This is a genomic window from Moheibacter sp., from assembly GCF_049672845.1.
Taxonomy (GTDB): Bacteria; Bacteroidota; Bacteroidia; order Flavobacteriales; family Weeksellaceae; genus Moheibacter.
In genome coordinates this window covers 222,681-248,118 of the sequence record NZ_JBATWT010000011.1, presented here as the reverse complement: position 1 = coordinate 248,118, position 25,438 = coordinate 222,681, and the positions used below count along the sequence as shown (strand labels likewise).

The 25,438-nt window shown below is 39.3% G+C and carries 24 protein-coding genes and 1 tRNA gene; 17 read left to right on the top strand and 8 right to left on the bottom strand.

The features are described 5' to 3' along the window. Window positions 1-41 precede the first annotated feature (41 nt). The 3 genes from WBF63_RS05185 (at window position 42) to yaaA (ending at window position 2,612) form a co-directional block, all read left to right on the top strand. Entirely contained in the window at window positions 42-1,067 is a 1,026-nt protein-coding gene (locus WBF63_RS05185; protein ID WP_424368637.1) for a M28 family metallopeptidase, read from the top strand. A 96-nt stretch (window positions 1,068-1,163) separates the two neighbouring features. Next, window positions 1,164-1,787 (top strand): L-threonylcarbamoyladenylate synthase, encoded by a 624-nt coding sequence (locus WBF63_RS05180; RefSeq protein WP_424368636.1) that lies wholly within the window; start codon window positions 1,164-1,166, stop codon window positions 1,785-1,787. 66 nt (window positions 1,788-1,853) lie between these two features. Next, the gene (yaaA, locus tag WBF63_RS05175) at window positions 1,854-2,612 is read left to right on the top strand and encodes a peroxide stress protein YaaA (protein ID WP_424368635.1); all 759 of its coding nucleotides are present in this window, start codon (window positions 1,854-1,856) and stop codon (window positions 2,610-2,612) included. A 2-nt stretch (window positions 2,613-2,614) separates the two neighbouring features. Here the strand turns inward: yaaA and WBF63_RS05170 are convergent, their stop codons facing one another. Beyond that, window positions 2,615-3,079: an ankyrin repeat domain-containing protein gene (locus WBF63_RS05170; protein ID WP_424368634.1), complete on the bottom strand. Its 465-nt coding sequence runs from the start codon at window positions 3,077-3,079 to the stop codon at window positions 2,615-2,617. A gap of 117 nt (window positions 3,080-3,196) precedes the next feature. Next, window positions 3,197-3,913, bottom strand: a complete 717-nt coding sequence (locus WBF63_RS05165; RefSeq protein WP_424368633.1) for a biotin--[acetyl-CoA-carboxylase] ligase — start codon at window positions 3,911-3,913, stop codon at window positions 3,197-3,199. 93 nt (window positions 3,914-4,006) lie between these two features. On the opposite strand from WBF63_RS05165, the gene rsfS reads away from it, so the two are divergent. The 6 genes from rsfS (at window position 4,007) to WBF63_RS05135 (ending at window position 8,906) form a co-directional block, all read left to right on the top strand. Next, window positions 4,007-4,369: a ribosome silencing factor gene (rsfS, locus tag WBF63_RS05160; protein ID WP_424368632.1), complete on the top strand. Its 363-nt coding sequence runs from the start codon at window positions 4,007-4,009 to the stop codon at window positions 4,367-4,369. A gap of 65 nt (window positions 4,370-4,434) precedes the next feature. Then, window positions 4,435-6,402, top strand: a complete 1,968-nt coding sequence (ftsH, locus tag WBF63_RS05155) for an ATP-dependent zinc metalloprotease FtsH (protein WP_424368757.1) — start codon at window positions 4,435-4,437, stop codon at window positions 6,400-6,402. Window positions 6,403-6,453: 51 nt separating this feature from the next. After that, window positions 6,454-7,047, top strand: a complete 594-nt coding sequence (locus tag WBF63_RS05150; RefSeq protein WP_424368631.1) for an LUD domain-containing protein — start codon at window positions 6,454-6,456, stop codon at window positions 7,045-7,047. 12 nt (window positions 7,048-7,059) lie between these two features. After that, a complete protein-coding gene (locus WBF63_RS05145) occupies window positions 7,060-7,893 on the top strand; it encodes a phosphatidate cytidylyltransferase (RefSeq protein WP_424368630.1) in 834 nt (277 codons plus the stop codon). 75 nt (window positions 7,894-7,968) lie between these two features. Further along, on the top strand, window positions 7,969-8,622 hold the full coding sequence (locus tag WBF63_RS05140; RefSeq protein ID WP_424368629.1) for a phosphatidylserine decarboxylase family protein: 654 nt from the start codon (window positions 7,969-7,971) through the stop codon (window positions 8,620-8,622). 41 nt (window positions 8,623-8,663) lie between these two features. Continuing rightward, window positions 8,664-8,906 (top strand): hypothetical protein, encoded by a 243-nt coding sequence (locus WBF63_RS05135; protein WP_424368628.1) that lies wholly within the window; start codon window positions 8,664-8,666, stop codon window positions 8,904-8,906. Window positions 8,907-9,263: 357 nt separating this feature from the next. On the opposite strand, the gene WBF63_RS05130 is transcribed toward WBF63_RS05135, so the two are convergent. Together WBF63_RS05130 and recR are read right to left on the bottom strand one after the other, a co-directional pair. Beyond that, window positions 9,264-10,331: a glycosyltransferase family 2 protein gene (locus tag WBF63_RS05130; protein ID WP_424368627.1), complete on the bottom strand. Its 1,068-nt coding sequence runs from the start codon at window positions 10,329-10,331 to the stop codon at window positions 9,264-9,266. 4 nt (window positions 10,332-10,335) lie between these two features. Next, a complete protein-coding gene (recR, locus tag WBF63_RS05125; RefSeq protein WP_424368626.1) occupies window positions 10,336-10,947 on the bottom strand; it encodes a recombination mediator RecR in 612 nt (203 codons plus the stop codon). A gap of 101 nt (window positions 10,948-11,048) precedes the next feature. Here recR and WBF63_RS05120 point away from each other — a divergent pair, with 101 nt between their 5' ends. The 4 genes from WBF63_RS05120 (at window position 11,049) to mgtE (ending at window position 17,472) form a co-directional block, all read left to right on the top strand. After that, window positions 11,049-12,578, top strand: a complete 1,530-nt coding sequence (locus WBF63_RS05120) for a sodium:solute symporter (protein WP_424368756.1) — start codon at window positions 11,049-11,051, stop codon at window positions 12,576-12,578. Window positions 12,579-12,625: 47 nt separating this feature from the next. Next, entirely contained in the window at window positions 12,626-15,253 is a 2,628-nt protein-coding gene (locus WBF63_RS05115) for a T9SS-dependent M36 family metallopeptidase (protein ID WP_424368625.1), read from the top strand. A 108-nt stretch (window positions 15,254-15,361) separates the two neighbouring features. Next, the gene (gene rsmA, locus WBF63_RS05110) at window positions 15,362-16,120 is read left to right on the top strand and encodes a 16S rRNA (adenine(1518)-N(6)/adenine(1519)-N(6))-dimethyltransferase RsmA (RefSeq protein WP_424368624.1); all 759 of its coding nucleotides are present in this window, start codon (window positions 15,362-15,364) and stop codon (window positions 16,118-16,120) included. Further along, complete coding sequence (mgtE, locus tag WBF63_RS05105) at window positions 16,117-17,472, top strand: magnesium transporter (protein ID WP_424368623.1); 1,356 nt, start codon at window positions 16,117-16,119, stop codon at window positions 17,470-17,472. The genes rsmA and mgtE overlap by 4 nt, the downstream gene beginning before the upstream one ends. A gap of 104 nt (window positions 17,473-17,576) precedes the next feature. Here the strand turns inward: mgtE and WBF63_RS05100 are convergent, their stop codons facing one another. After that, window positions 17,577-18,749, bottom strand: coding sequence for a sensor histidine kinase (locus WBF63_RS05100; RefSeq protein ID WP_424368622.1), 1,173 nt, complete (start codon window positions 18,747-18,749; stop codon window positions 17,577-17,579). A gap of 89 nt (window positions 18,750-18,838) precedes the next feature. After that, entirely contained in the window at window positions 18,839-19,300 is a 462-nt protein-coding gene (locus tag WBF63_RS05095) for a DUF4268 domain-containing protein (RefSeq protein WP_424368621.1), read from the bottom strand. 127 nt (window positions 19,301-19,427) lie between these two features. Here WBF63_RS05095 and WBF63_RS05090 point away from each other — a divergent pair, with 127 nt between their 5' ends. From WBF63_RS05090 to WBF63_RS05080, 3 genes are read left to right on the top strand one after another with little or no spacing between them, the layout of a single operon-like run. After that, the gene (locus tag WBF63_RS05090; RefSeq protein ID WP_424368620.1) at window positions 19,428-21,344 is read left to right on the top strand and encodes a S9 family peptidase; all 1,917 of its coding nucleotides are present in this window, start codon (window positions 19,428-19,430) and stop codon (window positions 21,342-21,344) included. 15 nt (window positions 21,345-21,359) lie between these two features. Further along, on the top strand, window positions 21,360-22,265 hold the full coding sequence (locus tag WBF63_RS05085; protein ID WP_424368619.1) for a DUF72 domain-containing protein: 906 nt from the start codon (window positions 21,360-21,362) through the stop codon (window positions 22,263-22,265). 26 nt (window positions 22,266-22,291) lie between these two features. Continuing rightward, window positions 22,292-22,825 carry a lipocalin family protein gene (locus tag WBF63_RS05080; RefSeq protein ID WP_424368618.1) on the top strand — a complete coding sequence of 178 codons (534 nt, stop codon included), beginning with the start codon at window positions 22,292-22,294 and terminating at the stop codon, window positions 22,823-22,825. Window positions 22,826-23,071: 246 nt separating this feature from the next. Here WBF63_RS05080 and WBF63_RS05075 read toward each other — a convergent pair. Together WBF63_RS05075 and lysA are read right to left on the bottom strand one after the other, a co-directional pair. Continuing rightward, window positions 23,072-23,156, bottom strand: a tRNA-Ser gene (locus WBF63_RS05075). A gap of 69 nt (window positions 23,157-23,225) precedes the next feature. Then, window positions 23,226-24,437, bottom strand: a complete 1,212-nt coding sequence (gene lysA / locus WBF63_RS05070; protein ID WP_424368617.1) for a diaminopimelate decarboxylase — start codon at window positions 24,435-24,437, stop codon at window positions 23,226-23,228. 309 nt (window positions 24,438-24,746) lie between these two features. Here lysA and WBF63_RS05065 point away from each other — a divergent pair, with 309 nt between their 5' ends. Continuing rightward, complete coding sequence (locus WBF63_RS05065) at window positions 24,747-25,295, top strand: cupin domain-containing protein (RefSeq protein ID WP_424368616.1); 549 nt, start codon at window positions 24,747-24,749, stop codon at window positions 25,293-25,295. Window positions 25,296-25,438 lie beyond the last annotated feature (143 nt).

The following is a 25,438-nucleotide window of genomic DNA, read 5'->3' as shown; positions in this document are numbered from 1 at the left end:
TCTTCTTTTTTTAATTAATTTTGATTGAAATCCCAATTTATATGAAAAAATCTATAGGCTTAATTTTTCTTGTCAGCGCTTTTATCATTCAGTGTTCACCTCAAAAAAATTACTCAAAGGAAGATTATGACAAAGCAGTGCCCCGATACATTCAATCGATCCAATCGGGAACTTTGAAAGACCATTTGTACATTTTTGCTTCGGATGAATTTGAAGGGAGAAATACTGGCGAAGAAGGACAAAAAAAAGCTGCGGCTTACATCCGGGATTTTTACATTCAAAACCAAATTGATTCGCCCGAAAGTCCGTTTGTCACTCAATATTATCAGCACATTCCGGCCAATACTTATCCGCGAATTAAAAAAGACACTGAAAACGTTTTGGGATTTATTGAAGGTTCAGAAAAACCGAAGGAAATTTTGGTAATTTCAGCACACTATGATCATGTAGGCGTCCACGACGGAGAAATTTACAACGGTGCAGACGACGATGGTTCGGGAAGTGTTGCGATTCTGGAAATTGCCAAAGCCTTCAAAAAAGCAGAAAAAGAAGGATTTCGTCCTAAACGTTCGATTTTATTTCTTCACGTAACCGCAGAGGAGATCGGGCTTTTAGGGTCTAAATATTATACCGATGTCCAGCCTGTTTTTCCGTTGGAAAATACAATTGCCAATCTTAACATCGATATGATCGGACGTGTGGACGACAAACATCTGAACCAGCCGGATTATGTTTATTTAATTGGTTCAGACAAACTGAGTACGGATTTGCACAATCTTTCCGAAAGTGCCAACCAGAAATATATCAATCTGGAGCTGGATTATACTTACAATGATGAAAATGATCCGAACCGATTCTATTATCGTTCCGACCATTATAATTTTGCCAAAAATAATATTCCGATTATTTTTTATTTCAATGGTGTTCATCCCGATTATCATAAACCCACCGATACGCCCGACAAAATCAATTATGATCTGCTTGCCAAACGCACAAGATTGGTTTTTGCAACCGCCTGGGAATTGGCCAATGCCGAAAACCGACCGGTAGTGGACAAGAAAAAATAACGGACAAATTTAGTTTTCGGGGATTTATTCCCAAATCTATCGGAATGTTTATCTTTACAAGTAAATCAATCTGATTCTGAATTAAAAGTTAAAATCATGGCAAAAATTATCAAAGTACATCCGCAAAACCCTCACGAAAGAGCAATCGAACAAATCATTGAAGTCCTGAAAAACGGCGGACTGGTAATTTATCCGTCCGATACTGTTTACGGCCTGGGATGTGATATTACAAATGCAAAAGGCATGGATAAACTCTGTCGGCTGAAAGGTATAAAACCCGAAAAAGCACAGTTTTCATTTGTCTGCAATGATTTGAGCCATTTGGCATATTACACCAAACCGATTTCGAATTCGCATTTCAAATTATTGAAACGTGCTCTCCCCGGCCCTTTTACCTTTGTGCTGGAAGCTTCCAATAATTTACCCAATACGTATAAAAACCGAAAAACTGTCGGAATCAGAGTCCCCGATCATTTGGTTCCGCAGATGATTGTGGAAAAACTTGGAAATCCGATTGCCTCAACTTCCATCAAGGACGAGGACGAAATTATCGAATACACCACAGACCCTGAACTGATTGCGGAAAAATTTGACAAACTGGTGGATTTGGTTGTAGACAGCGGAATGGGCGATAATGTAGCTTCCTCCGTTATCGATCTTTCAAGCGATGAAGTTGTGATCATCCGGGAAGGAAAAGGCGATATCAATGAGTTTTTGTAATGAATTTATAAGGATTTTCAATATATCGAATTCGATTCTCCCTTATCAAATCCTTATGTTTGTAAAATGAAAATTTTATTATCCCCCGCAAAGTTAATGTCGCTGGAAACTGAAGGAAGTTGGAATAAAAATACAACGCCTAAATTTCTGACTCAATCCGAAACGGTTATGGAAAAGCTGAAAACGCTTAAATCCAAGGATTTGGAAAAACTGATGTCGATTTCAAAAGATTTGGCCGAAATGAACCTGGAAAGATACCAAAACTGGAAAACCAAACCTTCCAAAAAGAATAGTCTTGCGGCTGCGCTGGCTTTCAAAGGCGAAGTTTATCGGGGTTTAGATGCTGAAACTTTATCGGAAAACGCTCAAAACTATCTGAACGATAATCTTTTCATCCTTTCTGGACTTTATGGAATCCTTAAACCAAGTGACAAAGTTATGCTTTACCGCTTGGAAATGGGAAGCAAACTGGACGTAAACGGTTCAAAAAATCTTTACGGATTTTGGAAAGAATCCCTGACGGATTTTGTAAATTCTAAACTGAAGAAAAACGAAATCCTGTTGAATCTTGCCAGTGTAGAATATTCCAAAGTACTAGACGACAAAAAATTGAAATCGCCCAAAATCGACGTGGAGTTTTTGGATTATAAAAACGGACAGCTTAAACCCATTATGGTATTTTTTAAACAAGCACGCGGTATGATGGCTCGCTATTGTGCTGAAAACAATGTTTCAACACTTGATGAAGTCAAACTTTTCAATGAAAGTAATTATGCTTTTGATGAGAAACTATCGACTGAAAAGAAATTGATTTTTACCCGATAAATTTATCTCAAAAAATCCATCACTTCATAAAAACCCTGACGTTCGGCCTGCTGGAGAGCGGTCACTCCCTGATTGTCTTTGATGTTTTTATCAGCACCGTGCTGAAGAAGTAACTGCACCAAACCAACTTTGTTGAACATCGCTGCAAAAGAAAGCGCTGTACCACCCATTGCATTTTGAATATTGGGATCTGCGCCGGCTTCCAGCAATTTTTTGGCAATTCCTTCGTGCCCCTTAAAACAAACGCCCATCAGCGCTGTATTGCCCGAACCATCTTTTTCATTCACATCAGGGTTCAAAGTCAGCAGATATTCTGTGAGATCTTCGTAGCCGTAATAAGTCGCAAGTAACAAAGGCGATGAACCGCGAGGATCTTTTGCGTGAAGCAACGATTTATCCTTTTTCAGGATTTCCTTAACCGAATTTAAATCTTCGCTTCTGATGGCGTAAAAAAGTTTTTCTGACATTTTATTGGATTTAAAGGGTAAAACTAAAAAAATTGAATGAAACTTTTGATCTCTAATTAGAATTTCAAATTAAATTATTTAATAACAAATTAATTATTAATAAAATAATCAGTTTAATTAATATATGAGTTCAATTGACTTATGCGGATATTTCATCAATTCTCCCGCAGCGTTTTCAAGAATTAGTTGCCCTGATTCATCGACTCCTCTGATAATGGCTTCGAATTCCTCCTCCTTTATCATGAACTCAGAAGCTTGATTTAATCGAAATAAATTCTGATTATAATTGGAAAATATATTTTCCCATTCTCTGTTTTCAATTTGCCTATAAGAACTTACCAATTCTGTCAGTAAATCTGACAAAATTTCCTCTAAATCAAATTCTTTACCCGTTTGAGTGGCAAGCGAACCGGCTTTTGGAAGCAATTTAAAATCGGTTTGATTCACATTTACTCCGATTCCTGATATTATATTCAACTGACTTTCAGACCTATGCGTTTCAATCAAGATACCGCAAACTTTTTTATTGTGGATGATGATATCGTTTGGCCATTTGACATAGACTTCATCGGAAAATCTTTTTAAATACTCTGCGACCGTATTGCAAAGCCATTGGTTAAAATAAATCAGCTCACTATAATTTAACTCACTCTTAATCAACACACTAACTGCAATGTTTTTATTAGGCTCTGAAGTCCATTGATTGCCTGAATAGCCTTTTCCGGCAGTTTGTTCAAAGGTTGAAACTACCGTCCATGATTTGGCATTTTTTTTGGACAATTCAAGCAGCTTTGAATTAGTGCTGGGAAGCGATTCGAAATGATAAATCTCCATCGGTTTTCCGAAATTAATTTAGCAGCTAAAGTTATTTAAAATCTTATCACCGTAGTGGATAATTCACTAATTTTGCAACTTATAAAAGTTTGAATGAGTAAAAAAGTAGATTCTAAGACATTAATTGATACCATAATTGATTCCATCCTCGATTTAAAAGCTGAAGATGTTGTTTTATTGGACTTGAGAGAAATTGAAAACGCATTTTGCGAATATTTTATCATTTGTTCAGGAAATTCCAATACACACGTTTCATCCATTGCAGGAGCGGTAGAGAAAAGAGTCAGAAAAGAGACAAAAGAAAAGCCTTGGCACGTAGAAGGTACAGAAAATGCACAGTGGATTTTGATGGATTATACCAACATCATCGTGCATGTCTTTCAGAAAGAATACCGCGAATATTATGACATAGAGAGTTTGTGGGGCGATGCCAAAGAAATAGCGATAACCATTTAAAAAATCACGAATTGAACAATAAAGATAATAATCAGAAAAAACCAAATAACAATGTTTTTAACCCGATGTGGATTTATGCCATAGTGGGATTTTTATTAATTGGATTCTGGTTCTTTTCAAGCAGCATGGCTACAGATTCCAAGCGTCTGGACAGAGGAACCTTTTTTGAATACCTGAATCAGGGATACGTGAAGACAGTTCGTCTTAATCTTGAAGAAAACAAAGTAGATGTTTTCCTGACCGATGAAGCTTTGAAACTTGATGAATTTAAAGGTTTCAAAGATAATTCTAATATGTCGGCATTTGCACAGGCTGCACCACAGTATTCATTTATAGTGGCTGACAATGCCAATTTCGAAACCGAAATTGAAAATGCAATTCAGGAAAACAATTTAAAAACGAATTACACCAATATTCCACCGGATAAATTCAGCAGTATTTTCTGGAACATCATTATCTGGGTGCTGATATTCGTTGCCATCTGGTATTTTATGTTCCGAAGATTGGGCGCTGCGGGTGGTGGTCCGGGTGGGCAGATTTTCAACATAGGGAAATCCCGTGCGAAACTTTTTGACGAAAACGACAAAGTCCGGGTGACCTTTAAAGATGTAGCCGGACTGGAAGGAGCAAAAGAAGAAGTAGAAGAAATCGTTGAATTCCTTAAAAATCCTGAGAAGTTTACAAGACTTGGAGGTAAAATCCCGAAAGGCGCATTGCTTGTCGGCCCTCCGGGAACCGGTAAAACCCTTTTGGCAAAAGCCGTTGCAGGCGAAGCCAAAGTTCCGTTCTTCTCACTTTCGGGTTCAGATTTTGTGGAAATGTTCGTAGGTGTAGGAGCTTCACGTGTACGTGACTTGTTTAAAAACGCAAAAGACAAAGCGCCTGCCATTATTTTCATAGATGAAATTGATGCCATCGGACGTGCGCGTGGAAAGAATAATTTCACCGGCGGAAACGACGAACGCGAAAACACGCTGAACCAGCTACTTACAGAAATGGACGGATTCGGGACGGATACAAACGTAATCGTTCTGGCAGCTACGAACCGCGCAGATGTTTTAGACAAAGCACTTATGCGTGCAGGACGTTTTGACCGTCTGATCCATGTAGACCTTCCGGAACTGAATGAAAGAAAAGAAATTTTTGAAGTTCACCTGACACCTTTAAAACTCGGAACCGATGTAGATTCTGACTTTTTGGCGAAACAAACACCCGGATTCAGCGGTGCGGACATTGCCAATGTTTGTAACGAAGCTGCTTTGGTAGCTGCACGTAAAAACAAAGATGTCGTAGAAAAACAAGATTTTCTTGACGCCGTGGACAGAATTGTAGGCGGACTTGAAAAGAAAAATAAATTAATCAAACCAAAAGAAAAACGCAGAATTGCTTACCACGAAGCCGGTCATGCGACCATCGGATGGCTTCTGCCCCACGCTGCACCTTTGGTTAAAGTAACAATTGTACCGCGAGGAAAATCTCTGGGTGCTGCTTGGTACCTACCTGAAGAACGTCAGATTACCACCACCGATCAGTTGATGGACGAAATCGCTGCGACGATGGGAGGTCGTGCTGCTGAAGAAGTTGTATTCGGCGATATTTCAACCGGAGCACTTAGTGATTTGGAGCGAGTGACCAAACAAGCTTCGGCAATGGTTACCATCTATGGTCTGAATGAAAAAATCGGAAACGTCTCTTATTATGATTCGACCGGTCAGAACGAATACGGATTCAGCAAGCCTTATAGTGAAGAAACAGCCCGAACCATTGATCAGGAAGTTTCAAATATCATCGAATCACAATACGAAAGAGCAAAAGATTTATTGGTTTCCAATCGTGAAAAATTAGACCAATTGGCAGAGAAATTACTGGAAAAAGAAGTGATTTTCAGAGAAGATTTGGTAGAAATTTTTGGCGAAAGGATTTTTGAAGACGATGAGAATATGGATCCTCCCGGGAATGCTGTATCAGCTCTGAGTTCGGAAGGAGATAAAAAAACACTGATTCAAGAAGAAACCGCTGAAAAAAAGGACTAAACTGTTAAAAGTTTTCATTTTAATTAGTATTTTCGCCTAATCTCATGAGTGATGAGTATGTGGAAAAAAATAAAAAAGCTGATTGTCCCTACCTCAGATGAAACGGAAAACGATGATTCTGATATGGAGTTCGTGTCCTTTCAAACCAAAGAACCCATTGATGTTCTTTTTACCAAGAACTTCATCGCCGGGGGCGGACATTTCTTCTATTGCGAAACCGAACAAGAAGCCCTTGAAAACCTGAAGGACATCATTGAAAACGAGCAGATTGAAAAGATGAATTGTTTTGATGACAATCTAAAATCCTATCTGAACCGTTTAAATGTAAAGCACCATTCGAGTGTACATGATCAGGCTGATTTTTCGTTCATTGAGTGTGAATATCTCGCTGCTTATGATGGCACAATTATGGTTTCCACACACCAAACAAACGGTCGCATGCTTTCCACTCTTCCACCAAATTTTATTGTTTTTGCTTCACCTAAACAATTGGTTTCAAACATCAGTGAAGGTATGCAGAAAATCAAATCCGTAAAAAGTGACAATATTCCTTCTATAAGTTCACTCAGAGGAAAGAAAATGCACGATTTTGATTCTTCAGCCAACTCAAAAAACATTTATTTGCTTTTGGTTGAACAATTTTAAGAAATTTAGGGAATGAAAGACTTACTGCCCCGCATCGTTTCGGGTTCATTGTACATAGGGTTGATTGTTTTTGCCACTACAGCGGGACCTTGGATTTTTGCCGGACTGATGGCATTGTTTTTCATTCTTTGTTTTATTGAATACGTTTCCATTACCGAACTTTCAGACAAATTATACATTGTACTGTCATTTCTGGGATCGGCCGGAGTTTTTTATTTCTTTTCGGATTATTTATTTGGACAAAACAGCGCATTTGTTTTGGAATCCCTTAGTTTTGCAGGTCCCGTTTTGTTTTTACTGGCCTGTTTCACCATTCTCTTTTCGAGCAATGAACTCTATGTGGAATTCGGAAAAGCAACCATCGGTGTGATCTATCTGGCAGTTCCTTTTTCGCTTGCACTTACGATTCCGCTGACTGAATATCATCTTGGAAAAGAAGTCATTACAAACGAAATCTTATTGATATTTATTCTTATCTGGATCAGTGACATCATGGCTTACGTGGTGGGAAGTCTTTGGGGTAAACATAAATTAGCTCCCAAAATTTCAAGTGGAAAATCTTGGGAAGGCGCCATCGGCGGATTTATTTTCACCGTCATTGCCGGTTATCTTCTGGAGTTTTTCATCTTTCCCGAAAGCCGATTTAACTGGCTGATTATCGGGACAATCGTAGCACTTTGTGCTCCTATTGGCGATATAGTTGAGTCGAAATTAAAAAGAATGTTCAACGCCAAGGACAGCGGAAAACTAATTCCGGGACACGGCGGCTTTTTAGATAGGCTGGATAGTTTTATATTTGTAATCCCTATGGTTTATTTGTATCTCTTGTTAACTGAAGTTTTATGAAAACTGTGATTTGTACAATGGGAATCCGCAAAGCACTCCATCTGACCAATGAATTATTAATTAAAATTTAATCAGATGAAACTGCATAAAGAAGGACATATTATTTTAGCCGGATTCTTTCTGACCTTTTTGGTATTGAGCATCTTAATTTTCCTGTATCTCCCCGCCTATTTCATTTGGCTTTTGATCATTCCCATTTGGGTTTTGTACGGATTTATCATCTGGTTTTTCCGAAATCCGGTACGTATCGGCGAATCTTCATCAAAAGACATCATTGCGCCTGTGGACGGAAAGGTAGTGGTCATTGAAGAAGTGGAAGAAAATGAATTCATCAAAGGCCGCTGCTTACAGCTTTCGATTTTTATGTCGCCTTTAAATGTGCATGTAACACGTTATCCGGTTTCGGGAAAAGTGATTTATACGAAATACCATAAAGGAAAATTTTTGGTGGCTTTTCATCCGAAATCTTCTGAACAGAATGAACGAACCACGGTTGTAGTTGAAACCGAAAACAATCATAAAGTTTTATTCCGACAGATTGCCGGAGCAGTTGCCAGAAGAATTGTGATGTATGCCAAGGATGGTGATGAAGCAAAAGCAGGAAAAGAATACGGATTCATTAAATTTGGGTCGCGATTGGATATCTTTTTACCGCTTGATACAGAGCTTTTTGTGAAATTAGGAGATAAAACACGCGGAGGTATCCAAAAAATTGCCGAATTAAAGTAATTTTGTAAAATAATACAGATAATTAAGAAATTTAAAATAGCATGAAAAAATTAGGACTTTTAATCGTTGGCGCTTTTTTATTTGCAGCATGTGATTCGACTCCAAAGGGAAATAAAGGCGTTTATCCTGTAACTTATGATGAAATAGCAGAGGATGTGGATCACTCAGAGCATCATGTACAGAAAGCAGATACTGCTGAAACTGAGGTTTCCGAAACTGCTGATTCTGCTCAGCTTAATCCTGCTCCAACAACTGCGCAAGAGCCGACTGATTCAGCTCAATAAGATTTTTAATGAATTCCATTACTAAACTCCGATTTGATTAAGCCCGGTGTTTAGAACAACGGATATAAAACATTTCCGTTCGGAGCGATTCCGGACGGAATTTTTGTTGTAGTTATTTGATGAATTGAAACGGTTTTGTCAAGATTTTTGCTATTGCAAAAATACTCGCCAAAACGGTTTCTACATCAATTGGTTTTTATTACAAAGCGTTTGCCCCGATGAGGCAAGAATCTCAAAAATTTTAAAGTAATGATATTTCAATAAAATGTGCCATAGGCACTATCGCTTTGTTGAATAAAAATTATTTACAGCTCGCGCGTGCCGTAGGTACGCTGCCTTTTATTAAAAATTAAACTCTTACTCCTCCCACACTCCGCCATCGCCAATTACCACTTCCATATGTTTCGGGCGAATGAAAAACTGCCTTCCGGGTTTTGAATGTTCGGAGATGATTTCAAGCAAATCTTTATAGCTGAAAATTTGTCCGTACAAAAGGATTTCTTTTGAAGAATCTTTTATATCGGAAGCAGATTGAATCGCTTCGGGAGAAATCGACTTTACCTCTTCCCTTTTCTTTTTGTCTTCCGGTTTGAAAGCGCCGTTCAGTTTGGCCCATTGATAGCGAAGTTTAAGTCCGGTTTTGAAAAGTAGATGCTGAAAAGTTTTTTCTTTGTAATATTTCCCGATGAAAATCTCCATCGCACCAAAAAATATTTTCAAATACTTCCCGTCCTTTCGGGTGCTTTCACCTTTGTAATGAATCACAGAAATTTCTCCGAAATAATAATTCGTATATCCTTTCAATTCAAGCGTATAACTCAAATCAATGTCCTCTCCGTACATGAAATATTGCGGATCAAATCCACCGACTTCCCGGTAAATTTCGCGACGCATAAGCATAAATGCCCCGACTAAAATCTCGGCAGGTGCTACTTCAAACTCTCCCACTTCGGTTTTATAATAAGCTTTTGAATTCTTTTTACTAATCAAGGTTCCAAAGAGTTTTCCAAAAGTATTCTGAAGCGTGGGAATGTTTCTCTTACTTTCGGGATGGAAATTCCCGTTGGCATCGATGAGCCGAACCCCGAGCGCACCCATTTTTTCATGCACATCGGCAAAGGGAAGAATTTTATCAAATAAATTTTCAGGAATCAGCGTATCGGGATTTAGAATTAATACATATTCGCCTTTTGCTTTTTCCACACCTAAATTATTGGCTTTGGCAAAGCCCAGATTTTCTTTGGACTCAATGAAATGAACCTTTGGGAATTTATCGCGAATGAAACCGATTGGTTTTTCAGGTGAATCATTGTCCACCACTATGATTTCTCCGTCCAGATTTCGCAAAGCCGCTTCCACACTGTGCAGGCATTGTTCCAGATAATAACGGGCATTGTAACTTACGATAATGACAGAGATTTTCATTTTTTTAATTTGATTCAACATAAGGAATTCGGTTCTGAATCGAACGCACGAGCGTGGCTTCGTCGGCATATTCGAGTTCATCTCCCACGCCGATTCCTCTGGCAATGGTAGAGAAATTAACCGGCGTATTTTTCAAAACTTTGTACAAATAAAAGGCAGTGGTATCACCTTCCATAGTTGAACTAAGTGCGAATATAATCTCAGCAACTAATTCGTTTTCAATTCTTTTTAAAAGCGAATCAATGTAAAGTTGCCCCGGACCTATTCCATCCATTGGCGAAATTCTTCCGCCCAAAACATGGTAAACGCCTTTGTATTGTCCGGTATTTTCAATCGCCATCACATCGCGCACGTCTTCCACTACGCAAATCAGCGAAGAGTCCCGAAGCGGATTCGCACAAATCTGACAAATTGGTGCGTCGGAAATCGTATGACATTTTTCGCAATATTGTATGTCCTGCACTAAATGCTGGAGCGCTTCTGCGAGATTTTCGGTTTGGGAAGCAGGCCGATGAAGCATATGAAGTACAAGTCGCAAAGCAGTTCGCTTTCCTACTCCCGGCAGATGGGACATTTCCTCCACTGCACGCTCTAAAACTTTGCTTGGATAATTCATTGGATTAAAAATATTCTGCTTTCCGTCTCTTTATGAAACTTTGTGTATGAGTCTTTCATTTTGCCCAAAAATACTATTTTTGAATGAAATTAAAACGAGATATGAACTCAAACATCATTCTGATATGTGTAGTCATCTATTTTATTGGATTATTATACATCGCCTACCGAACGAGTAAAAATTCTGATAATCAGTCTTTTTTTATCGGAAACCGAAAGAGTAAATGGTGGCTGGTGGCATTTGGGATGATCGGGACGAGTCTGAGTGGCGTGACTTTTATTTCGGTTCCGGGAACGGTAGGAAAACTGACGGGAACGGAATATGTTTATGGCGGATTTGAATATTATATGATGGTCATCGGGTTCTTCCTCGGTTATTTCATCGTGGCATTTGTACTTCTTCCGCTTTATTACAAAATGAATTTGACTTCGATTTATACGTATTTAGGCCGAAGATTCAACCTCGAAGCGCATAAAACAGGTTCAATTTTTTTCATCATTTCGCGAAGCATCGGCGCCACTGCCCGATTGTTTCTGGTCATCAATGTTTTACAAATATTCTTATTGGATCAGATTGGAATTCCTTTCTGGCTGACCACTTTGATCATTCTTCTGATGATCGTTCTTTATACGTATGAAGGCGGTGTGAAAACCATTGTGGTAACCGATATGCTGCAGACTACTTTTATGCTTTTGAGCCTTGTGATTTGTATCGTTTATGTTTTGACGCAATTGGATATGTCAGCTTCGGAAGGTTATGCCAAATTAGCCGAATACAATTATACACATCTGATGAATTTCGATGGGAATTCGGCTACTTTTTTCCTTAAAACCTTGGTGGGCGGTATGTTCATCACGATTGCGATGACGGGATTGGATCAGGAAATGATGCAGAAAAACATCAGCGTGGACAATTTATATAATTCCAAAAAGAATATGCTGACCTTTGCCAGTACACTTTTGATTGTGAATTTTGCCTTTTTGTTTTTGGGCGGATTGCTTTACCTCTATGCGATGCAAAACGGTGCGGTTTATGGCGATGGTGTATTTGGATTTTTAAATTCATCGGGAGAAATTCAAAACATCATGGGCGACGACCTTTTTCCGGCCTTATCGCTTCAAGGTTATTTTCCTTTGTTCATTGCGGTGATTTTCATTATCGGGTTGATTTCGGCTTTGTTCCCCTCGGCCGACGGTGCCTTGACTTCCCTTACAAGTTCATTTTGTGTGGACTTATTGAAAATGAATGAAAACGACAAAATCTCGGAAAAGGAAAAGAAGAAAACCCGGATTACGGTTCATCTTGTGTTTACTTTACTTTTCTTTTTATTGATTTTGATTTTCAAATGGATCAATGATAAATCGATTGTTTATTTGATTATGAATGTCGCCGGATATACCTATGGCCCTTTACTCGGATTATTTGCATTCGGAATTCTGACCAAACGGACAATTTCACTGAAATTTGCGATTCTGAGCGTTGCTTTGATTGCACCAGTCATTACTTATACGATCAACGAATTATTTATTAATTATTCCGAATACAGAATCGGAGTGGAATTAATTGTATTAAACGGCTTACTGACTTTTATCGGACTTTGGTTGGTGAGCAATAAAAAACAAGCGGTTTAATATCTAAAATTCCTATATTTATCAATTCAATCAAAAATAATTAACACATGAAACATTTTTATCTAAGTGTTTTACTGGCTGTTTTGTCGGTGAATTTCACCCTCGCACAAAATAATCCGGTGCTAAACACACTCAAAAATTATCTGAGCACAGAAGCCAACAAACTTGGGCTGAATGCTACAGATTTTGCTGACCTGACGGTTCAGACTAACTATACCAACGAGAAAACAAATGTAGAATATGCCTATGTTCAGCAAAACATCGGCGGATATCCAGTTTACAATGCGATTGCCAATTTTGCGCTGAAAGACGGAAAAGTTGTTTATATGACCGAAACTTTTCAGAAAAATGCGCAACAGCGATTAGGGAACCAACAAGCCGTTTCAGATGTCAACACCCTTGCGGGAATGATAGCCCAAAATTTAGGATTTAACCTGGACGAAACAGCTTTTCTGAACACTAATTTCACCAATAGCCTGATGTACTATCCGACCGAAGACGGAAAACTCAACCTTGCCTGGATTGTTCATTTGAATATGAAAATCGACAACGAACTGAAAATTATGGAAGTGATTGCCAATGCACAAACCGGACAGATCTATGGTCAACACAATCATTTGCTGAGTTGTAGTTTCGGAGAAAATGCATTTGACAATCCCATGACTGAACATAAAAAAAGCGAAAAAGTAGAATGGCTGCTACAACAATTTAATGCTGCTGCCACAACCAATGACAATGCTCAATACCGCGTCTATGAACTACCGGTTGAAGCACCTTCTTTCGGAGAAAGAACGATGGTTGTAAATCCGGCTGACCCGACAGCTTCACCTTTTGGCTGGCACGATACCAACGGAGTTGCAGGTCCTGAATCCACACTTACGAAAGGAAACAACGTAACGGCCGTAAATGATCAGAACAGTGCCGGTCTTAACTGGCTCTACAATGGAGGTTCTTATACTTTTACCGGATTTGCAGATGGCGGAAGTGGTCTTAATTTTGATTTTCCGATTGATTTTACTCGTAATATGTACGAAAGCCCTGATGCCTCAACAACCAATTTATTTTACATGAACAATATGCTGCATGACGTTTGGTACCAATATGGATTTACCGAAGCGGCCGGAAACTTTCAGGTAAACAACTATGGCAATGGCGGAATCGGAGGTGATGAAGTTTATGCTTTCGGACAGACTGGTGAAGCGTTGGGTTCGATGAACAATGCCATGTTTGGAACACCGGGCGAAGGAGGAAATCCTTATATGATTATGTTTATGTGGACTTCCAATCAGGGAGATAGTCATTTGTTTTCTGTCAATACTGCCGGTTCTCACCAGGGTAATTATAACGGCGAACTTGCCGGTTTCGGTCCCGGACTTCCTTCCCCTCCTATCACCGCAAATTTAGCAGTAGTGATTGACGATAATGCAAGCGGTGGAACAGATGCCAACGACGGTTGTGAAAACATCACCAATGCTGCCAATATCAATGGAAAAATTGCCCTCATCAAAAGAGGAAACTGTGATTTTGTGGTAAAAGTAAAAAAAGCCCAAAACGCCGGTGCATTAGCAGTAGTTATGGTCAATAATGTTGCAGGAGCACCTATTGTAATGGGTGGCGAAGACCCAACCATCAATATTCCTGCGGTAATGATTAGCATGAACGATGGAAATCCAATCATTGATGCTGTATTGAGTGGAGCAACTTTAAATGGTTCAGTTCCAAAAGACGGACATTGGGACGGATATAAAGATGGTTCACTTGACAACGGAATCGTAGCGCACGAATACGGACATGGAATCTCCAATCGTCTTACAGGAGGTCCAAATACTAGTGGATGTCTGAACAATCAGGAGCAAATGGGAGAAGGATGGAGTGATTACATTGCATTGGTAATGACTATGCAACCTGGTGATCAGGGAACCGACGGAAGAGGAATCGCAACTTATGCCCTTTCCCAGCCTAACACAGGAAACGGTTTGCGTCCAACCCGATATTCTACCAATATGTCAATCAACAACGCCACCTATGACAGAATCAAATCAGTTTCTGTACCGCACGGAGTTGGTTACGTTTGGGCAACAATGCTTTGGCAAATGACTTGGGAGCTGATTGGTGAATATGGATTTGATCCAGATATTTACAATGGTTCCGGGGGAAATAACCTCGCTATGCAGCTGGTTACAGACGGAATGAAACTACAGCCTTGTGGCCCCGGGTTTGTTACCGGACGTGACGGCATCCTTCAAGCAGACGAAGTAAATAATGAAGGTGTAAATAAATGCCACATCTGGAAAGCATTTGCAAAAAGAGGATTAGGTTACAGTGCTTCTCAAGGTAGTGCAAACAATGTTATGGATGGTGTAGAAGCTTTTGATATGCCACCAACCGATGTTTTGGACTGTAGCCATGTGATGGGCGTTTCTGATTTGACCAACTCAGAATTGAGCCTCTATCCAAATCCAACTCGTGGAGAATTTTATATTTTGACTGAGAAGTCTTATGGTGACAGCCAAGTTTCTATTCAAGATATGACCGGAAAAACGGTTTATACTTCCACTATGAACTTACAGAATCAACGTGGAACAGTTGACGTAAGCAGTCTTCCAACAGGTGTTTATGTTGTAACGATTCATACTTCGGAAGGTAAAATCACTAAAAAATTAATCAAAAAATAATCTCATAATCTTTATTAAAAAGCCGTCTCGGTTGAACCGATGCGGCTTTTTTTTTATGGGATTAAATCAATTTTTTCTGCATCTGCCATAAATAACTAAATTCGCAAAATGAGCGTAAAAGCCAAAAAACATTTAGGACAGCATTTTTTGAAGGATGAAAACATTGCCCGACAGATTGTGGAGGCATTGAGTTGGAACGGATATGAAAATGTATTGGAAATCGGCCCCGGAATGGGCGTGCTGACCAAATATTTAATTCAGGAAAAAAAGAATATTTCGGTTGTTGAAATTGATACAGAATCAGTTGAATATCTGAATCAAAACTATCCTGAACTACCGGTTTTTGCAGAAGATTTCCTGAAAATGAATCTGGCGGAAAAGTTCGATAACCAGTCGGTTTGCATTCTTGGCAATTTTCCTTACAATATTTCCACCCAAATCGTTTTCAAAGTCATTGAAGACCGACACTTGGTTCCCGAAATGGCCGGAATGTTTCAGAAAGAAGTGGCAGAAAGAATCTGTGCAAAAGAAGGTTCTAAAATCTACGGAATCCTTTCGGTTTTGGCGCAAGCTTATTACAAAGCCGAATATTTATTTACTGTAGATGAAAATGTTTTCAATCCGCCACCCAAGGTAAAATCGGGTGTAATCCGCTTGACAAGATTTCGTGAAAAATTGGAAATAAACGAAAAATTGTTTTTCACGGTAGTCAAACTAGCCTTTAACCAAAGAAGAAAAACACTGCGTAACGCTCTCAAAAGTTTAAACATCGACGAAGACAAAATTGAGGATAATTTACTTAACTTGCGCGCTGAACAGCTTTCAGTTGAACAGTTTATTGATTTAACCTCCAAAATAGCCAGATGAATGTAGAAATCAACAAAGATTTTATAACGGTTCTGACCGACTGCATTCGGGAGCAAAATTCCAAAAAAGCAATCGAAATGCTAGCGGAGTTGCATCCGGCTGATATTGCTGAAATCTTTTCCCAACTTGATGTCGAAAAGCAATCTTTTTTACTTTCATTGCTTGACAAAGATATTTCTGCCGACGTATTTCTTGAACTTGAAGAAGACGACCGAAAGAAACTTTTGAATCAGTTCTCTGCCAAAGAAATTGCAGAAGAATTGATTCCCGAAATGGACACTGACGACGCGGTGGACATCATCGGGGAACTTTCCGAATCCAAACAGGATGAAGTAATTGCGCAGATTGAAGACAAGGAACAAGCACAGGACATCGTGGATTTACTTCGTTATGACGAAGATTCTGCGGGTGGTCTGATGCGGAAAGAATTTGTGAGTGTCAATAAAAATTGGTCGGTTATCAATGCGGTGCGCGAAATGCGCAAACAAGCCGAAGACATGGAAGAGGTTTATTCCATTTATGTGGTGGATGACCAAAATGTTTTGCTCGGCACGCTCAGTCTGAAAAAATTACTGACGACTTCGTCCAATACGATTTTGGAAGAATTATTCAACGATAAAGTACGCTACGTAAAAGCAGACGAAAAAGATGTGGAAGTCGCCAATCTCATTCAAAAATATGACCTTACGGAAATTCCGGTAGTTGATGAACTGAAAAGACTTCTCGGCGTAATTACGGTAGACGATATTCTCGACGTGGTTCGGGAAGAAGCTGAGGAAAACTATCAGTTGGCAGCGGGTATTACCAGTAACGTTGATGCGGATGACAGTATTTTAACGCTGACCAAAGCACGTTTGCCGTGGTTGTTAATCGGGATGTTTGGCGGACTTTGCGCAGCGAGTATCATCGGTGGATTTAACACAGCGCTGGAAAAATACAAGATTTTGGTGCTTTTTGTTCCGCTTATCATGTCCACAGCCGGAAACGTAGGAATTCAATCTTCGGCGATTATGGTGCAAGGACTTGCCAACGGAACCATCAAAGGCGATATCTGGAAAATGGTGTGGAAAGAATTCTTATTGGGACTTCTAAACGGTTTCGGACTTGCTATTATCGTCTTGTTTTTCAGCCATTTATGGTTTGGAACTGACTATTTGGTTTCACTGACTATTTGCCTTGCGTTGCTTACCGTTATCATTATTTCTGCAGTAGTGGGAACTTTTGTGCCTTTGTTTTTGGAGAAAAGAGGAATTGATCCGGCTGTTTCTACGGGTCCGTTTATTTCCACAAGTAACGATATTTTCAGTGTGCTGATTTATTTTACGATTGCCAAAATTATTTTGGGATTCTGAATTCTAAATTTCTGTTTGAATTTAATTCGAATAAAAAATTCATTTACTAATTATTCAGAATTCAATAATTCTTTTATTCAATCATTCTTTTATTTAATCATTCTTTATTCAATCATCCGTTTTCTCATCAGAATTCTAATTTCCGTTCCCGATTCTTTATCAGATTTAGCCACGAAAATCTTTCCTTTATGGTAATTTTCAATGATTCTTTTGGCCAGTGAAAGCCCCAATCCCCAACCACGTTGTTTGGTGGTAAAACCCGGTTCAAAGATTCGTTTGTGAAGTTTTTTTGGCATTCCCGGTCCGGTATCGGCAACCGAAACAATTACGCTATTTTCCTTATCGGTCACATACACATTGATGGCGCCTTTGTTTTGCATAGCATCAACAGAGTTTTTCACCAAATTTTCAATCACCCAACTGTAGAGTGCAACGTTGAGCGGAATTCTGATTTCTTCCTTATCGGAATTAAATCTCAAATCCACTTTTTTGGAAATTCTGTCGCGCAAATAATTGACAGAAGCTTCTGTCACCTCAATCAGATTAGCCGGCTGAAGTTCGGGAAGCGAACCGATTTTGGAAAAACGTTCCGTAATCTGGTTGAGACGGTAAATATCTTTTTCGATTTCCAGAACGGGTTCCTGATCCATTTCTTCCATTTTAAGGATTTCCACCCAACCCAACAGCGACGACAAAGGTGTACCGATCTGATGTGCGGTTTCTTTTGCCATTCCCGCCCACAAAAAACTTTGTTCCGTATTTTTCAGGGTTTTGAAATACCAATAACTGAAATAAACAAAAAGGATAATGACGAGAATCAGAATAATCGGATAATATTGCAAACGCGTGAGCAAAGGAGAATTTTCATAATAAACGTATTGTTTGCCAAATTCGCCCAAATCAATCAAAATCGGATCACGAAGCTGTTTCATGTGATTGATGATGCTCTCCATTTTCAGGGAATCTGCCTGGTCATCTTCGGGGATATTCAATGCTGAATTCAGTTCTCCGGATTCGCTCAACAAAACCACCGGCATAGTAGTATTTCCGTTAGCAATATCAATCAGCAGGTTTTGAACATCGGAAGTCAGTAATTCATCTGAACCCATTAGTTGAACCGCTTTGGCGTAGGTTTCCATTTTTTGCTGTTCCTCGACTTTCAGCTGTTGCACAAACTGATTGGAATACCAAACCGTCGCGCCGAATATGAGGAAAGCAAACAGAAATCCAATCCATTTGCTCAAATTCCGGTTTTTCAAAAGATCAAAACGGTTCATATCCTGCTTTTGGGTTGGTAAATGTATTAATTTTTTAAGGATTTAATTTGGAATTAAAGCAATGCGAACTGGGAAAATTAAAAAGAATTCTATTTAAAAATTTCAAATGAATCTTTGACTATGTCCCAGAATTCATCAAGTTTCAGAAGATTTTCTTTAAAAAAGCCAATGATTTCCGACCAGTTTTCTTCTCTGAAAATACTGACTTTTTCGAGCCGGAGCTCTATTTTGCTGATTTCCTTTCCGTTTTCATCGTAAAAACTTCGGAACCAAATCCAGTCCTCGCCTACTGTGGACTCAAACAGTGGAAGATATTCTTCAAACTGTTCAAACATCAGTTCTTGCATTTCCCTGTCCTTCAAAGAAATCTCAATGGCAATTCTAGCCGATTTATTGTCCACATCGGTTTTGAAATACAGTTCCTTGATGCCGGTTTTATAGTTGATCCAGTTCACTTCTTCTCCGCTTGCAGACGACTGAAGTTTCATGTAACGACCAAAGGAAGTCCAGAATTTTTTACGGATTTGAAAAGCTTCTTCTTTTGAATACATTTTACAAAGAAACTCAATTTCCCAAAATCAAAAAAACACTCAATACGTTCTATTAAAAAATGAAATTACCGATTCCTTTTAGTTTAAGCAGATGGTTTTCCTATATTTGGAATCCAAATTAAAAAATATGAAGCGTCTGAGTTTATTTATTCTTTTCTGTTTTGGATTAACCATTTCAACATTTGCACAAAACATGATGACACCCGAACTTTTATGGAAACTGAAACGCCTTTCTCCGGTTGGGATTTCAGATGATGGTAAAAACATTATTTACACCATAACCGAATATGAAGTCGAAAAGGGAGAAAAAACCACCAAAAAATATACGATTCCGGTAAAAGGCGGCACGCCGATGGAAATAAAGGATTATTCGGATTTAATTACAGATAAATCTGTTTCGCCTGATGGAACGCGCAAAATTGACATCGAAAAAGTCAAAATAGACAAAGTACTGGGAAAAGATTTATACCCCAATCTTCAGGAATCCAACGTTTACATTTTCAATGATTTGTATTATCGTCATTGGGACAAATGGAATGACGGAACTTTCAATCACCTGATTCTCAAAATGAACGGAGATTCGGAAGTGGACGGAATTGACATTCTCAAAGACGAACCTTACCATAGTCCGCAAATGCCTTTTGGCGGAAGTGATGATTTTACTTGGAACAACGAGGGAACCAAAATTCTTTATGTCGCCAAGAAATTGGAAGGAAAAGAATATGCAACCAGCACCAATACAGATATTTACGAATATGACTTGCAATCGGGAATAACCAAGAACCTGACAGAAGGAATGCTTGGTTATGATACCCATCCCGAATTTTCAAAAGAAGGTGCATTGGCATTTTTGAGCATGGCGCGTGACGGTTACGAAGCGGATAAGAATGATATCGTCGTATTTTTTAATGGTTTAAAAACCAATTTGACCCAACACTGGGACGGAACCGTTTTCAGTTTCAAATGGGATAAAGACGGAAGAAAAATTTATTTTACTGCACCTATTGGCGGAACGGTTCAACTATTTTCCGTGGATTATGTTCCGGCCAACAACAGCAAAAAACCATTGGAAATCAAACAAATTACCGACGGACAATTTGATGTAGCCGGATTGGTGGGACAAGTTGGAGAGGAATTCATCGTTAGCCGAACCGATATGAACCACGCTTCCGAGCTTTATTCCGTAAACCTGAAAAACGGAAAAATGAGCCAATTGACCGATGTGAATAAAAACATTTACGACCAAATCAAATTGAGCAAAGTTGAAAAACGAATCGTGAAAACCACTGACAATAAAGACATGGTGACCTGGGTGATTTATCCGCCGGATTTCGACCCGAATAAGAAATATCCGACTTTGCTTTATTGTCAAGGAGGACCGCAATCCGCACTTTCGCAGTTTTATTCTTTCCGATGGAATTTCCAACTCATGGCTGCTCATGGATACATCGTGGTAGCTCCCAACCGTCGCGGAATGCCCGGACATGGCGTGGAATGGAACGAAGCCATTTCCAAAGACTGGGGTGGACAAGTGATGGATGATTATTTGTCGGCGATTGATGATGTCGCCAAAGAAAAATATGTGGACAAAGAGCGTTTGGGCGCAGTGGGTGCGAGTTATGGCGGATACTCGGTGTTTTATCTGGCCGGAATTCACAACAAAAGATTCAAATCTTTCATCGCGCATGACGGAGTTTTCAACTTGAAATCCATGTATGGAACAACAGAAGAACTCTGGTTTACCAACTGGGATGCCGGAGGAGCTTATTGGGAAAAAGACAATAAAGATGCGGTGAAAACCTATACGGAATTTGATCCGAGTAATATGTTGGACAAATGGGATACGCCGATTCTAATCATTCAGGGCGGAAAAGATTATCGAGTGCCGATCGGACAAGGATTGGAAGCTTTTCAAGCTGCGCAATTGCATGGTTTAAAAAGCCGTTTGCTGTATTTTCCCGATGAAAATCACTGGGTTTTGAATCCGCAGAATTCTATCATCTGGCATACGGAATTTTTCAAATGGCTGGGGGAAACGCTTTGATTTAAAATTTAAAAAATGAAATTCGGAAAAGTAGAAAATCCGGAGCTGGTTGATTTCAGTTTGCCAAAGGATCATCCCGACACGAAAAAAATTCTTTCGAAACATAAAAAAGAAAATGATTTCGAAGCTTTTGTGGGATGTGCCAAATGGAATCGTGCCGATTTGAAAGGGTTTTATCCGCGTGGAACTAAGGACGAATTGACTTATTATTCCACACAGTTCAATTCCATCGAACTCAATGCTACTTTTTATAAAATGCCTGATTGGCAACAAGTCCAAACCTGGAAAAACAAGACGCCCGAAGGTTTTCAATTCTTCCCGAAAGTTCCCAACATCATCACGCATTTTCGACGATTGATCAACGTAGAAGAACCCATTCAGAATTTCGCAAATGCCGTGAGTAATTTCGAAGAAAAATTCGGGATGGCTTTTATGCAATTGCACGACAATTTTAAACCCAAGGATTTTAATCGGCTAAAAAATGCGCTGGAAGCTTTCCCAAAAGGTTTTCCGCTTGCCGTGGAAGTTCGCAATGAAGAATGGTTTTCTGACGAAAAAATCAACAATGAATTTTGTGCATTGCTCGAAAGTCTAAATATGGCAAACATCATTGTGGATACAGCCGGAAGACGCGATATGATGCACATGCGACTGACCAGTCCGGTGGCTTTCATCCGATATGTGGGCGCAAACCATAAATCAGATTATGACCGATTGGACGAATGGGTGGAACGAATTAAAATCTGGAAAAATCAAGGATTACAGAAACTCTATTTTTTTGTGCATCAAAACATTGAATTGGAGTCTCCCCTCCTCGCTTCGCAGTTTATTGAAAACTTGAATATGGCATTAAAATTGGATTTGAAAATTCCTGATAAAAATAATTCCGGAAACAATCAGACTTCGTTGGACATCAAATAAATAGCCGGAATTGAAAAACAAAAAAGATGAAATTAAAAAATTTCTTTCCGGTTGCAATTCTCTCAGGATTCTTCCTGCTGATTTCTTGTGGCAGTACAATTCCTGATAATGCAGAAGCTGTTCAGGGATTCCAAAAAGATAAATATTTAGGGAAATGGTATGAAATTGCCCGGCTCGATTTCAAATACGAAGAAGGCCTGAACAATACCACTGCTCATTATTCGCTGAACGAAAACGGTTCCATAAAAGTTGTAAACCGTGGCTATGACTACGAAAAAAGGGAATGGCGCGAAGCCGATGGAAAAGCCAAATTTGTAGGCGAAGAAAACATCGGAATGCTGAAAGTTTCCTTTTTCGGACCTTTCTATTCGGGTTATAATGTGATTGCTATCGACCAAGAATACCAATATGCTTTGGTTGCCGGAGAAAGCTTAAAATACCTTTGGGTTCTATCCCGCGAAACCACCATTCCCGAGGAAATCAAAAAGGATTATTTAAAAGTCGCAGAAGAAATCGGTTATCAAACTTCTGATTTAATTTGGGTGGAACATAATCAGTGATTTCGGAATTCTTAATTGATTGAATGGGTTTTGGTTGGGAAGTAAAATGTTTGATCCAAAAGGAATTATACGTTCGAAAATAAGAAAGAGGGATTAATTGCATTGATCCCAAAAATGGAGACCTTGCAAACGAAACCGATGATGTTTCACATCCTATTATTTTTTTCACTCGTCCATTTTAGAAAGTACACTTTCTACATTTCCGAATAAAAAAAAACCGATTGATTACTCAATCGGTTTCGTTTGCGGAGAAAGAGGGATTCGAACCCCCGGAGGTGTGACCCTCAACGGTTTTCAAGACCGCCGCATTCGACCGCTCTGCCATTTCTCCAAGTGAACAGTCGCCTGTTCCCTATTTTGTGGGTGCAAATATATAGATTTTTAAACTATACCTGCAAACCTAAATCGAAATTTCTATCGTAGAATTCAATAAATCTTCCAAACTTTCTCTTCTTCTGATGAGATAGTCCTGATTCTCAGTCAACAATACTTCAGCCGGACGAAAACGCGAATTGTAATTCGAAGCCATCGAAAAACAATAAGCACCTGCATTTTGAAAACAAAGGACATCGCCTTCATTGATTTCATTTATTTTACGATTCGAACCAAAAGTATCCGTTTCGCAAATGTATCCCACCACCGTATAATATCGTGGACGTCCTTCCGGATTGGAAAGATTCAAAATTTCATGATGCGCATTGTAAAACATCGGACGAATTAAGTGGTTAAAACCACTGTCCACACTCGCAAAAACTGTTGAAGTCGTTTGTTTGATGACATTGACCGAAGCCAAAAAATATCCCGCTTCACTTACCAAATATTTCCCCGGCTCGAACATTAACATCAATTCTCGACCGTATTTTTTCTCAAAACGATTAAACCGATGACTCAAACGTTCACCCAGATATTCAATGTCCGTTTCGTCGGCTCCCGGATAATAAGGCACCTTGAAACCACTTCCGAAATCCAAATATTCCAAATCCTTTAATTCAGCCGCTACATCAAATAAAATTTCGGCTCCCTGCAGAAAAACATCCACATCCAAAATATCTGATCCCGTATGCATATGCACACCGTTTACAAGCATTCCGGTATTTTCAATCACCCGTTTGGCCAATGGAAACTGATGAATCGAAATCCCGAATTTCGAATCAATATGTCCCACTGAAATATTCGCATTTCCACCCGCCATGATGTGCGGATTGATACGGATGCAGACCGGATATTCTGGAAATTCCTGTCCGAAATGTTCCAAAACCGACAAATTATCGATGTTGATTTTAACACCCAATTCCATCGCTTCTTTGATTTCCTCAAAAGAAACACCATTGGGCGTATAAATTATTTCAGAAGGCTCAAATCCGGCTTTCAGTCCGATCAAAACCTCCTGAATCGAAACCGTATCCAAACCTGAACCCAAACCTTTGAAAAACTTCAAAATATTCAGATTCGTATTGGCCTTGCACGCATAATTCAACTTCAGCTTCTTGACAGAGGAAAACGCCTTGACCATTCGCTCATATTGAGCGCTCATTCTTTCCGAATCGTACACGTACAGCGGTGTACCATAGTTTTCGGCTGCCGCAAGCAACCTTTCTCTGTCAAAATTCATTTTTAAAATTTTATGTGAGGCACAAAAGTAAAGAAACTCCGTTTTATACACCCAAAGTTTCTTTCTTATTTTATTGGGGCGCCTCCCGTTGCGATTCCAGATTCATTATTCCATTTAAAATCTCACCGCAACGGGACCGTGCTATCCACTATATCTTTTCGCACCAGGAACTGAGGCTCTCGAAGCTCCGATGTGAAAAGGATGCCGCTACTATCACTGGCGCAAGCATTATAAATTAAAAAACACAAAAATTCAACAATCGCTTTTTCCAATTGAATAAATTTGTAAGAACAGTAAAACGCTCATACGATGAAAACTACTCGAAAAGAATTTCTACAAAAATCAATTACAGGATTGGCGGGGTTGCTGATTTTGCCCACTCTTTCTTCCTATTCGCCACAAAATGGCAAACCCGTTGTCGTCCATGCCGGCGAAGGTGAAACCTATTGGATCGGACCACGTAATTCACCATTGACCATCAATATTTCCCGTGATAAATTTGGGAATGAAACCATGTCTTTATGCACGGAACTCATTGCCGTCGGAGAAGGAATTCCGCTTCACAAACATCTGAACGAAGACGAACTGATTTTCATTCACCGCGGTCAGGGAATGCTCATTCTCAACGATCAGGAATTTCTAGTGAAAGAAGGAAGTGCCGCTTTGGTTCCAAAAGGTACCTGGCACAAAATCACAAACACCGGCACTGAAACTTTGACGATGGTTTTTAGTTATTCGCCTGCCGGATTTGAAGGATATTTCCGCGAACTCGGTTCGCCTGTCGGTACGCCCTGGCAACCCAAAACAGCCGAAGAATTTGCCGCCCTTGACAAAAAATGGGGAATTGTTTACAAATGAAAATCCTATTGGTCATGAAAAAACCCTGATTATCTTCCATTCGAGAGATTTCAATTAAAAACACCTCGTTTTGAAATGCCCACCCAAAACCATTTAAAACACAAACAAATTTCATAAATTGCAGTCCGAAATTTTTAATACCA